The sequence below is a fragment of the Micrococcus terreus genome, from assembly GCF_900116905.1.
Taxonomy (GTDB): domain Bacteria; phylum Actinomycetota; class Actinomycetes; order Actinomycetales; family Micrococcaceae; genus Citricoccus; species Citricoccus terreus.
The window spans coordinates 124,606-136,429 of the sequence record NZ_FPCG01000001.1 but is presented as its reverse complement, the minus strand read 5'-3'; the positions used below and the strand labels follow the sequence as shown (position 1 = coordinate 136,429).

Below are 11,824 nucleotides of genomic sequence, written 5' to 3'. Positions count from 1 at the left end.
GTCCACAGACGACAGGACCCCCGCAGCCGAAGCTGCGGGGGTCCTGTCTATGACGGTGTCAGACCGCCGTCAGATCACTTGGTGATCTTGGTGACGCGGCCGGAGCCCACGGTGCGGCCACCCTCACGGATGGCGAAGCCGAGGCCCTCCTCCATGGCGATCGGCTGGATCAGCTCGACCGTCATCTCGGTGGTGTCGCCGGGCATGACCATCTCGGTGCCCTCGGGCAGCGTGATGACGCCGGTGACGTCGGTGGTGCGGAAGTAGAACTGCGGACGGTAGTTCGAGTAGAACGGGTTGTGACGGCCACCCTCGTCCTTGGACAGGATGTAGACGTTCGCCTCGAAGTCGGTGTGCGGGGTGATCGAGCCCGGGGCCACGACGACCTGGCCGCGCTCGACGTCGTCACGCTTCAGACCGCGCAGCAGCAGGCCACAGTTCTCGCCGGCCCATGCCTCGTCGAGCTGCTTGTGGAACATCTCGATGCCGGTGACGGTGGTCTTCTGCACGGGGCGGATGCCCACGATCTCGACCTCGGAGTTGATCGCCAGGGTGCCACGCTCGGCACGACCGGTGACCACGGTGCCGCGGCCGGTGATGGTGAAGACGTCCTCGATCGGCATCAGGAACGGCTTGTCCTTGTCGCGGACCGGATCCGGGATGTAGGAGTCCACAGCGTCCATCAGGTCCTCGACGGACTTGACCCACTGGGCGTCGCCCTCGAGAGCCTTCAGGCCCGAGGTGCGGATGACCGGAGCCTCGTCACCGTCGAACTCCTGGGAGGACAGCAGCTCGCGGACCTCCATCTCGACGAGCTCCAGGAGCTCCTCGTCCTCGACCATGTCCGACTTGTTCAGGGCCACCAGCAGTGCCGGCACGCCGACCTGGCGGGCCAGGAGCACGTGCTCGCGGGTCTGGGCCATGGGGCCGTCGGTGGCGGCGACCACGAGGATGGCGCCGTCCATCTGGGCCGCACCGGTGATCATGTTCTTGATGTAGTCAGCGTGACCGGGGGCGTCCACGTGTGCGTAGTGACGCTTCTCGGTCTGGTACTCCACGTGGGAGATGTTGATGGTGATGCCGCGCTGACGCTCCTCAGGAGCAGAGTCAATGGTCGCGAAGTCGCGCTGCTCGTTCAGGTCCGGGTACTTGTCGTACAGGACCTTCGAGATAGCGGCGGTCAGCGTGGTCTTGCCGTGGTCGACGTGGCCGATGGTACCGACGTTGACGTGCGGCTTGGACCGCTCGAACTTTGCCTTCGACACAGGTTCCTCCTAGAACTGTTCATCTCAGAAGACTTCTCAGCCGCGGGTGGCGTGCTGACAACTTGGGAAAGTCTACTGGTCAGATGTGCTGTTGATGAAATCCCCGGATTCGGTCAGGACCGGTCCTGGTTCAGGCCAGCCGGGCCGCCTGAAGGGGCGGACCAGACCTTCCGTCCTGCAGGTGGATCGACCTCCGGGATGCGGCCGGTCCACCGTGTCCGTTCCGGGTGGCACCACGTGGTGCAGTGCCACCCGTGACGGACATGTCTGTTGTGCTTCGAGATCAGCTGCCGCGTGGGCGGCAGATCACTCTCCGCGGTTCTTCTGGATGATCTCGTCCGCCACAGCCTTGGGAACCTCAGCGTACGAGTGGAACGTCATCGAGTACACAGCGCGTCCCTGGGTGCGGGAGCGCAGGTCACCGATGTAGCCGAACATCTCCGACAGCGGGACCAGGGCCTTGACGACCTTGACGCCGGCGGCGTCCTCCATGGACTGGATCTGTCCACGACGGGAGTTCAGGTCACCGATGACCTCGCCCATGTACTCCTCCGGAGTACGGACCTCGACGGCCATCAGCGGCTCGAGCAGCACAGGGTTGGCCTTGCGCACGCCCTCCTTGAAGACCTGAGAGCCGGCGATCTTGAACGCCATCTCAGAGGAGTCGACATCGTGGTAGGCGCCGTCCACGAGGGTGGCCTTCACGCCCACCATCGGGTAGCCGGCCAGGATGCCGAACTGCATGGCGTCCTGGATGCCGGCGTCCACCGAGGGGATGTACTCGCGCGGGATGCGGCCACCGGTGACGGCGTTGACGAACTCGTAGGTCTCGCCCTCGGCCGTGTCCAGGGGCTCGAAGTTCATCTGCACCTTGGCGAACTGGCCGGAACCGCCGGTCTGCTTCTTGTGGGTGAAGTCGACCTTCTCCACAGCCTTCTTGATGGTCTCGCGGTAGGCGACCTGGGGCTTGCCCACGTTGGCCTCGACCTTGAACTCGCGGCGCATGCGGTCCACCAGGATGTCCAGGTGCAGCTCCCCCATGCCGCCGATCTCGGTCTGACCGGTCTCCTCATTGAGGTTCACGGTGAACGTGGGGTCCTCAGCGGAGAGCTTCTGGATGGCGGTGGAGAGCTTCTCCTGGTCGTTCTTGGAGTTCGGCTCGATCGCCACGGAGATCACCGGGTCCGGGAAGGACATGGACTCCAGGATGATCGGGTCTGCGATGGAGCACAGGGTGTCACCGGTGGTGGTGTCCTTCAGGCCGATCACGGCGTAGATGTGCCCTGCCACGACCTCCTCGACCGGGTTCTCCTTGTTGGCGTGCATCTGGAACAGCTTGCCGATGCGCTCCTTCTTGCCCTTGGTGGAGTTCAGCACCTGGTCGCCCGGCTTCAGGGTGCCGGAGTAGGCACGCACGAAGGTCAGCTGACCGAAGAAGGGGTGAGCGGCGATCTTGAAGGCAAGGGCCGAGAACGGAGCGTCCTTGGAGGGCTCGCGGGTGAGCTCCTTCTCCTCGTCGTTCACGTCGTGGCCGTGGACCTCACCGGCATCCATCGGGTTCGGCAGGTAGGCGACCACGGCGTCCAGCATCGGCTGCACACCGCGGTTCTTGAAGGCCGAGCCGCAGAACACCGGGTAGGCCTCGGCGTTGATGGTCAGCTGACGCACTCCGGCCTGGATCTCCTCGACGGTGAGCTCCTCGCCCTCGAGGTACTTCTCCATCAGCTCCTCGGAGGTCTCGGCCACGGCCTCGACCAGCTGGGAGCGGTACTCCTCAGCCTTCTCCTGCAGATCGGCGGGGATGTCGCGGATCTCGTACTTGGCGCCCATGGTGACGTCGCCCTTGGCGTCGCCCTCCCAGACGAAGGCCTTCATGGACAGCAGGTCCACGACACCGATGAAGTCGCTCTCGGCACCGATCGGCAGCTGCATTACCAGGGGCTTGGCGCCCAGACGGTTGATGATGGTGTCCACGGTGAAGTAGAAGTCAGCGCCCAGCTTGTCCATCTTGTTGACGAAGCAGATGCGGGGGACGTTGTACTTGTCCGCCTGACGCCACACGGTCTCCGACTGGGGCTCCACGCCCTCCTTGCCGTCGAACACGGCGACAGCGCCGTCGAGCACGCGCAGGGAGCGCTCCACCTCGACGGTGAAGTCCACGTGGCCCGGGGTGTCGATGATGTTGATCTGGTTGTTGTTCCAGAAGCAGGTCACCGCGGCGGAGGTGATGGTGATGCCGCGTTCCTTCTCCTGCTCCATCCAGTCAGTGGTGGAGGCGCCGTCGTGGGTCTCGCCCAGCTTGTGGTTGACACCCGTGTAGAACAGGATGCGCTCGGTAGTGGTGGTCTTGCCCGCATCGATGTGCGCCATGATGCCGATGTTGCGGACCTTCTTGAGGTCGGTAAGCACGTCCTGTGCCACGGTGTCTCCCTTGGTTTGGGTGGTGTGGGTCCTGGAGGGGTGGTGGCCCCTTGCGGAGCCCTGACGTCGGTCCGTTCAGGACCGGTGTGGTTGACCTCGTCCGGGGCCGGCAGCGCGAGCGCGGCCCCGGACGATCAGCGTCACCAGCGGTAGTGGGCGAAGGCCTTGTTGGACTCGGCCATCTTGTGGGTGTCCTCGCGCTTCTTGACCGCAGCGCCCAGACCGTTGGAGGCGTCCAGGATCTCGTTCATCAGACGCTCGGTCATGGTCTTCTCGCGGCGCGCCTTGGAGTAGCCCACCAGCCAGCGGAGGGCCAGGGCGGTGGAGCGGCCGGGCTTGACCTCGACGGGGACCTGGTAGGTGGCGCCGCCGACGCGACGGGAGCGGACCTCGAGGGCCGGCTTCACGTTGTCCATGGCCTTCTTGAGCGTGGCCACCGGATCCGAACCGGTCTTCTGGCGGGCACCCTCGAGGGCACCGTAGACGATGCGCTCTGCGGTGGACTTCTTGCCGTCGATCAGCACCTTGTTGATGAGCTGAGTGACGAGCGGTGACCCGTAGACCGGGTCGACGACGAGGGGGCGCTTCGGCGCGGGACCCTTACGAGGCATTACTTCTTCTCCTTCTTCGCGCCGTAGCGGCTGCGGGCCTGGCCGCGGCCCTTGACACCCTGGGTGTCCAGTGCGCCGCGCACGATCTTGTAGCGGACACCGGGCAGGTCCTTCACACGACCGCCGCGCACGAGCACGATCGAGTGCTCCTGCAGGTTGTGTCCCTCACCCGGGATATACGCGGTGACCTCGATGCCGCCGTTCAGGCGGACACGGGCGACCTTGCGCAGAGCGGAGTTCGGCTTCTTCGGGGTGGTGGTGTACACGCGGGTGCACACGCCACGACGCATGGGGTTCCCCTGCAGAGCAGGAGCCTTGGTCTTGACGACCTTCGGTGAGCGGCCCTTGCGGACCAGCTGCTGAATCGTAGGCACTCTTGGTCTCTTCCGTTGGTGATGTTCTCAGCCCCGCGCGATGTCCGCCCTCAGGCATGATCTGCACGTGTTCACGGGTCTGTCCCGCGCACTGGACTGCTGGTGGTCGTTTCTTCGCACCCATGGGGGTTCGGCGTGAACGACCGTAGGCGTGCTAAAGTGTGGCATTCGTTGCGCAAGAACCCCGCAACCCGGACCGTGTCCCTAGTGCCACACACAAAACAATTGATCTGAGTCTAACAGCATGTGCCCCCACCCGAAAACCGGGTCCCTCCCTCACGCCCTCTGCACGGCCCTCGCCTCTCATGTACCCATCATCTCGCGTCACTACGATGAAGCAATGACCAGCGGACCTGCAGCCTCGACGTCTTCTTCGCCCCGGCCCGACACACCGACAGGCCGAGTCCTCGTCGTCAGTACGGGACGTGACCGCGGATCCTTGGCCGCAGTTCGAGCCCTGCATCGCGCCGGCTGGACCGTAGGCGTCGGGACCCCCGGGGGGCGTGGAATGCTCGCCTCGACCTCGGCCTGCACCCGGGCCCATGCGGTGGAACGCCCCCGAGGGGACGGCCTGGCCTTCATCGACGGTGTGAGGTCGGCAGTGAGCGAAGGCAACTACGACGTCGTCTTCGGTGCCGGTGACGATTGGATGGCCGCCCTGTCCCTGTACCGTGATCACCTCGATGCCCAGATCGCCCACCCGTCCTGGGATGCCGTCGTGGCCGCCCTGGACAAGGTCAGCCTCTCCCGCGCAGCATCGGCCGTCGGGCTCGATGTGCCCCGGACCGAGCCGGCCACAGCGGACGTCATCGCGTCGTGGGACGGGCCGGTCGTGGTGAAGTCACGCTCGCACTGGCAACCGGGCCAGAGTCACCCACTGCGCATCGAAGCCCGGAGGTTCCCGGACACCCGGAGCGCTCAGGAACGCATGGAGCACCTCCGGTCCCACGGCATCGAACCCATCCTCCAGGCCCCCGTGGACGGTCGGCTGATGGCTCTGATCGGACTCTTCTACGACGGTCGACTGGACGGCCGTGTCCAGCAGGTCAGCCCTAGGATCTGGCCTACCCCCACCGGAGTGTCAGCACGTGCCGAGACAGTCCCCGTCGACGACCAGCTCGCCGCTCGCGCAGAGCGACTGCTTGAGCGCCTGGGGTGGGAGGGTCTGGTCGAGCTTCAGTTCCTCCAGGATGCCAGCGGCACGGCACACCTGATCGACCTCAACGGGCGATTCTATGGATCGATGGCGCTGGCTGAGACCGCTCGTCCGGGGATCGCCCATTCCTGGGCACAACGCACGCTGGGCCACTCCAGCGAAACCCTCGCGGACGGACGTTCAGGACATCGGTACTCGTGGGCAGCGGCCGATCTCCGTCGCGCCTGGGTCGAGCGCCGCGGCGGGCTGCTGCGCGACGCCGCGGACACGGTGCGCTGGGCCGCGACCGCACGGCACAGCGTCTGGGACTGGACTGACCTGGGCCCGACCTTGCGGCTGGTCGGAGAACGCCTCCGGCCAGGGATCCGCTGATCACCCTGAGCTCAACGTCGACGACGTGCTATGCGCCAGACGTCGCTCAGGACGGCTCGTTCCGGTCCCCGCAGGAGGATCACTCCCCCATAGAAGACGACGGACACCACACCGGCCGTCAGAAGGATGGCTGCCGCCGGAGCCATCCCCTGTGTCCATGCCGCCAGGAGGACCCCGGCCGTCCCCGAGACCAGTGCCAGGGCCGCAGTGCGGGACACCAGTCCCCCGACCGCCCGGATGTCGACCGCCTGGTGGCGACGGTGCAGCAGCATCAGATTCACGACTGCGGCCAGTACCAGAGATGCTGTGGTCGCCAAGGCGATCCCCGCCACCCCCATGATCGGTGCCAAGACGATGTCACCGACCACGTTGACGACCATGGCCACGACAGCCACGACCATCGGCGCACTCGGATCCCCGATCGAGTATGAGGCCTTCACCACGATGGCCCGGCAGCCCAAGGCCACCAGTCCCGGTGCGTACCAGGCGAGGGCGGTGGCTGTCAGCATGACGGCATGCCCGTCGAATGCACCCCGGCCGAAGACCAGAGTGACCAGAGGCACTGCCGTCACCGCCAGCACGATCGCCACGGGCGTGAGCACCGTGAGTGAGACGTCCAGTCCTCGGCCCACCAGACGGCGGAGCTCATCCTGGGCTCGGACGGCGGCCCCCAAGGCCGGGTAGAGAGGAACCAGCAGCGCGGTGATGATGAGCGTCTCTGGGAGATGGATCAACCGCCAGCCGAAGGACAAGGCCGTGATCGCCCCGTCCCCCACCGTGGAACCCACAGCGCGGTCGACCATCGTGTTGACGTTGACGATGGCCGTCCCGACCAGCATCGCCGGCACCAGACGAGCGATCTCCTGGAACCCCTGGTCCCGGAGATCCAGGCGGGCCCGCAGACCGATCCTGAGTCGTCGGACCGGGGGAAGCTGCATCAGCAGACGGAGTGCGGAGCCGACCACGAAGCCCACGGCCAGCGCCTTCACTCCATGGTCCGGACCGAAGAGCGCGGCTGCCGTGATCATCGCAAGATTGAACGGGACGCCCTCCAGTGCCGACCAGACGAATCGTCCATGCGCCTGGACCAGCGCTGCGATGAGGTTGGTGCCGGCGATCAGCACGGTCGCCACCAGCATCACCCGAGTGAGCCCGGCGGTCAGCTGTGCCTGGTCATCCGAGAAACCCGGTGCGATCACTGAGGTGACCGGACCTGCCAACAGGCCGAGGAGCATCGCACTCACCCCGAGGACGACCAGGGTCACGGTCAACGCCGTGTCGAAGCTGCGGTGCCCGACACATCGTCCAGGGTCCGTGCGCTCCTCCGCAACCTCTCGAGCCACAGTCGGGGTGACCGACTTCGCGACGGCCGTGGCGATCAGACCCAGGAGCAACGTCATCAGGCCCTGGGCCACCAGGAAGGCATCCAACTCTGGGCCGGCACCGAACACGCTCGCGATGACGACGTCCCGAACGAATCCCAGCAGCGTCGATATCGCGGTGAGTGCCGTGATCACCACCGCTGCCCGGGAGATGCTCCACCGATTCTGTCCAGCCACCTCGTCGTCCTTCCAGCATGCCTCGGCCGACATGCATCCTCTGTCCGCACATCCCATCACGGATCCGTCCTGACACACGGCGACACCCCCCGAGTCGAAACTCAGAGGGTGTCGTCGTCTGTCTCAGCGCTCAGCCGAGGTGATCAGCCGCGGAAGTCTCCGCCCATGCCGTACTCGTCCAGGCTCACGGCGTGGAACTCCGGCGTCAGGGACTGGTCCAGCCCCGGGTAGTCGAAGTCCGCGTAGCCGGCGGGCCCGGTGAACAGGTTGGCTTTGGCCTCCTCGGTGGGATCGACCGTGACCTTGGTGTAGCGGTCCAGGCCGGTGCCGGCCGGGATCAGCTTGCCGATGATCACGTTCTCCTTCAGACCCAGCAGCGGATCCGACTTGCCCTCCATGGCCGCCTGGGTCAGCACCCGGGTGGTCTCCTGGAAGGACGCGGCGGAGAGCCACGAGTCCGTGGCCAGCGAGGCCTTGGTGATGCCCATCAGCTCGTCACGACCGGACGCCGGCTGACGGCCCTCGGAGACGGCCTTGCGGTTGGCGGCGGTGAAGCGTCCACGGTCGGTCAGCTCGCCGGGCAGCAGGTCGGTGTCGCCGGACTCGATGACGGTGATCCGGCGCAGCATCTGCCGCACGATGACCTCCACGTGCTTGTCGTGGATGCCCACACCCTGCGACTGGTACACGTCCTGGACCTCCTGGACCAGGAACTTCTGCGCAGCACGCGGACCGAGCACGCGCAGCACCTGCTTGGGATCCACGGCGCCGGAGACCAGCTGCGTGCCGACCTCCACATGCTCGCCGTCGGACACCAGCAGACGCGCACGGCGCAGCACCGGGTAGGCGATCTCCTCCGAGCCGTCGTCTGGGGTGAGGATCAGCCGCAGCTGCTTCTCCCCGTCCTCGATGGTCACGCGGCCAGCGACCTCGGAGATCGGAGCCACACCCTTGGGGGTACGGGCCTCGAAGAGCTCCTGGATGCGGGGCAGACCCTGCGTGATGTCATCAGCAGAGGCCACACCGCCGGTGTGGAAGGTACGCATGGTCAGCTGCGTGCCGGGCTCACCGATGGACTGTGCGGCGATGATGCCCACGGCCTCGCCGATGTCCACCAGCTGGCCGGTGGCCATGGAACGGCCGTAGCACTTGGCACAGGTCCCGACGGCGGACTCACAGGTGAGCACGGAGCGCACCTTGACCTCGGTGACGCCGGCCTCGATGAAGGCGTCGATCGCGACGTCGCCGATGGCCTCGCCGGCCTGACCCAGGACGGTGCCGTCCTCGGAGGTGACGTCCACGGCCAGGGTCCGGGCGAACGAGGAGTTCTCCACGGTCTCATGGCGCACCAGCTCGCCGTTGTGGTTCACCACGGCGATGACCTCGGTCAGGCCACGCTCGGTGCCGCAGTCCTCCTCGCGGACGATGACGTCCTGGGACACATCCACCAGTCGACGGGTCAGGTAACCCGAGTTGGCGGTCTTCAGCGCGGTGTCCGCCAGGCCCTTACGGGCACCGTGGGTCGCGATGAAGTACTCGAGCACGGTCAGGCCCTCGCGGTAGGAGGACTTGATCGGACGCGGGATGATCTCACCCTTCGGGTTGGCCACCAGGCCGCGGATGCCGGCGATCTGACGCACCTGCAGCCAGTTGCCTCGCGCTCCGGAGGACACCATGCGGTTGATGGTGTTCAGGCGGGGCAGACCGGCACGCATGGCCTCGGCGACCTCGTCGGTGGCCTTGTTCCAGATGTCGATCAGCTCCGAGCGGCGCTCGTCGTCGGCGATCAGACCCTTGTCGTACTGGGCCTGGACCTTGCGAGCCTGCTCCTCGTAGCCCTCCATGATGGACTCCTTGTCCATGTCGGAGGTGATGTCCGAGATGGCCACGGTGACACCGGACCAGGTTCCCCAGTGGAAGCCCGCATCCTTGAGGTTGTCCAGGGTCGCGGCGGTCTGGACCATCGGGTAGCGCTCGGCCAGGTCGTTGACCAGCTGGCCCAGGGAGCCCTTGGTCGCCTCGGCGTCCAGCCACGGGTAGTCCTCGGGCAGCAGCTCGTTGAAGAGCACCTTGCCCAGCGTGGTGTCCAGCAGGATCGTCTGACCCGGCTCCCAGCCCTCAGGGGCCGGGTGGGAGTCCGACGGAACGAAGCCGTCCACACCGATCTTGGCCGGGGCGTTCAGGTGCAGCTCACCGGCGTCGAAGGCCATGATGGCCTCCGCGACGGTCGAGTACTGCTGTCCCGCGCCCTTCTCGTCCTCGCGCACCGTGGTCAGGTGGTTCAGGCCGATGATCATGTCCTGAGCCGGAACGGCCACAGCGCGGCCGTCAGAGGGCTTGAGGATGTTGTGGCTGGAGAGCATCAGCAGACGCGCCTCGGCCTGGGCCTCGGGGCTCAGCGGCAGGTGCACGGCCATCTGGTCACCGTCGAAGTCAGCGTTGAACGCCGAGCAGACCAGCGGGTGCAGCTGCAGGGCCTTGCCCTCCACCAGCTGCGGCTCGAAGGCCTGGATGCCCAGACGGTGCAGGGTGGGTGCACGGTTGAGCAGCACCGGATGCTCGGTGATGACCTCTTCCAGCACATCCCAGACCTGAGGACGGAAGCGCTCGACCATCCGCTTGGCGGACTTGATGTTCTGTGCGTGGTTCAGATCCACCAGGCGCTTCATCACGAAGGGCTTGAACAGCTCCAGAGCCATCTGCTTGGGCAGACCGCACTGGTGCAGCTTCAGCTGAGGACCGACCACGATGACCGAACGGCCCGAGTAGTCCACGCGCTTGCCGAGCAGGTTCTGACGGAACCGTCCCTGCTTGCCCTTGAGCATGTCCGAGAGCGACTTCAGCGGGCGGTTGCCCGGTCCGGTGACGGGGCGTCCACGACGTCCGTTGTCGAACAGGGAGTCCACAGCCTCCTGGAGCATGCGCTTCTCGTTGTTCACGATGATCTCGGGGGCACCCAGGTCCAGCAGACGCTTCAGACGGTTGTTGCGGTTGATCACGCGACGGTAGAGGTCGTTCAGGTCCGAGGTGGCGAACCGGCCACCGTCGAGCTGGACCATCGGGCGCAGCTCCGGCGGGATCACCGGGACGGCGTCCAGGACCATGCCCAGCGGCGAGTTGTCCGTGGTCAGGAAGGCGTTGACGACCTTCAGACGCTTCAGGGCGCGGGTCTTGCGCTGGCCCTTGCCGGTCTTGATGGTCTCGCGCAGCATCTCTGCCTCGGCCTGCAGGTCGAAGGTGTCCAGGCGCTGCTTGATCGCCTCGGCGCCCATCGATCCCTCGAAGTACTGGCCGTACTTGTCGCGCATGGCGCGGAACAGACCCTCATCACCCTCCAGGTCGGCGACCTTGAGGTTCTTGAAGCGGTCCCAGATCTGCTCCATGCGATCCAGCTCGGCGTCGGCACGCTTGCGGATCTGCGCCATGGTCTTGTCCGCGGCGTCGCGGGCCTTCTTCTTCTCGGCCGCCTTGGCGCCCTCAGACTCCAGCTTGGCCAGGTCCTTCTCCAGGTCACCGGCGACAGCGGCGATGTCCGCATCACGCTGGTCGGAGAGGTGACGGGTCTCCTGATCGTGCTCGGCCTGCAGATTGGGCAGGTCGGCGTGACGGGCCTCGTCGTCGACCTTGGTGATCATGTAGGCCGCGAAATAGATGACCTTCTCCAGGTCCTTCGGGGCCAGATCCAGCAGGTAGCCCAAGCGCGAGGGGACGCCCTTGAAGTACCAGATGTGGGTCACGGGTGCGGCCAGCTCGATGTGGCCCATCCGCTCACGGCGCACCTTGGAACGGGTCACCTCGACGCCGCAGCGCTCACAGATGATGCCCTTGAAGCGCACGCGCTTGTACTTGCCGCAGTAGCACTCCCAGTCCCGGGTGGGGCCGAAGATCTTCTCGCAGAAGAGTCCGTCCTTCTCGGGCTTCAGGGTGCGGTAGTTGATGGTTTCCGGCTTCTTGACCTCGCCGTACGACCAACCGCGGATCTCCTCCGCGGTCGCCAGGCCGATACGCATGAGGCCGAACGAGTTTTCAGTGGACATGGTCCGTTGAACTCCTGATGTTGTGAAGA

General features: G+C 65.9%; 7 protein-coding genes. 1 reads left to right on the top strand and 6 read right to left on the bottom strand.

The features are described from left to right. Positions 1 to 74: 74 nt before the first annotated feature. The 4 genes from tuf to rpsL all read right to left on the bottom strand — a co-directional run bounded on the left by tuf (position 75) and on the right by rpsL (position 4,671). On the bottom strand, positions 75 to 1,265 hold the full coding sequence (gene tuf / locus BM355_RS00625; protein WP_091692845.1) for an elongation factor Tu: 1,191 nt from the start codon (positions 1,263 to 1,265) through the stop codon (positions 75 to 77). A gap of 306 nt (positions 1,266 to 1,571) precedes the next feature. Beyond that, entirely contained in the window at positions 1,572 to 3,686 is a 2,115-nt protein-coding gene (fusA, locus tag BM355_RS00620; protein ID WP_091692843.1) for an elongation factor G, read from the bottom strand. Positions 3,687 to 3,826: 140 nt separating this feature from the next. Further along, positions 3,827 to 4,297, bottom strand: a complete 471-nt coding sequence (gene rpsG / locus BM355_RS00615) for a 30S ribosomal protein S7 (protein ID WP_091692840.1) — start codon at positions 4,295 to 4,297, stop codon at positions 3,827 to 3,829. Further along, positions 4,297 to 4,671, bottom strand: a complete 375-nt coding sequence (gene rpsL, locus BM355_RS00610) for a 30S ribosomal protein S12 (RefSeq protein ID WP_091692838.1) — start codon at positions 4,669 to 4,671, stop codon at positions 4,297 to 4,299. Before rpsL ends, rpsG begins: the two co-directional genes overlap by 1 nt. Positions 4,672 to 5,179: 508 nt before the next feature. On the opposite strand from rpsL, the gene BM355_RS00605 reads away from it, so the two are divergent. Beyond that, positions 5,180 to 6,199 carry an ATP-grasp domain-containing protein gene (locus BM355_RS00605; protein ID WP_245760498.1) on the top strand — a complete coding sequence of 340 codons (1,020 nt, stop codon included), beginning with the start codon at positions 5,180 to 5,182 and terminating at the stop codon, positions 6,197 to 6,199. Between the two features lie 11 nt (positions 6,200 to 6,210). On the opposite strand, the gene murJ is transcribed toward BM355_RS00605, so the two are convergent. Beyond that, positions 6,211 to 7,758 (bottom strand): murein biosynthesis integral membrane protein MurJ, encoded by a 1,548-nt coding sequence (murJ, locus tag BM355_RS00600; RefSeq protein WP_245760497.1) that lies wholly within the window; start codon positions 7,756 to 7,758, stop codon positions 6,211 to 6,213. Positions 7,759 to 7,901: 143 nt separating this feature from the next. After that, positions 7,902 to 11,795, bottom strand: coding sequence for a DNA-directed RNA polymerase subunit beta' (locus BM355_RS00595; RefSeq protein WP_091692830.1), 3,894 nt, complete (start codon positions 11,793 to 11,795; stop codon positions 7,902 to 7,904). Between the last annotated feature and the right edge of the window lie 29 nt (positions 11,796 to 11,824).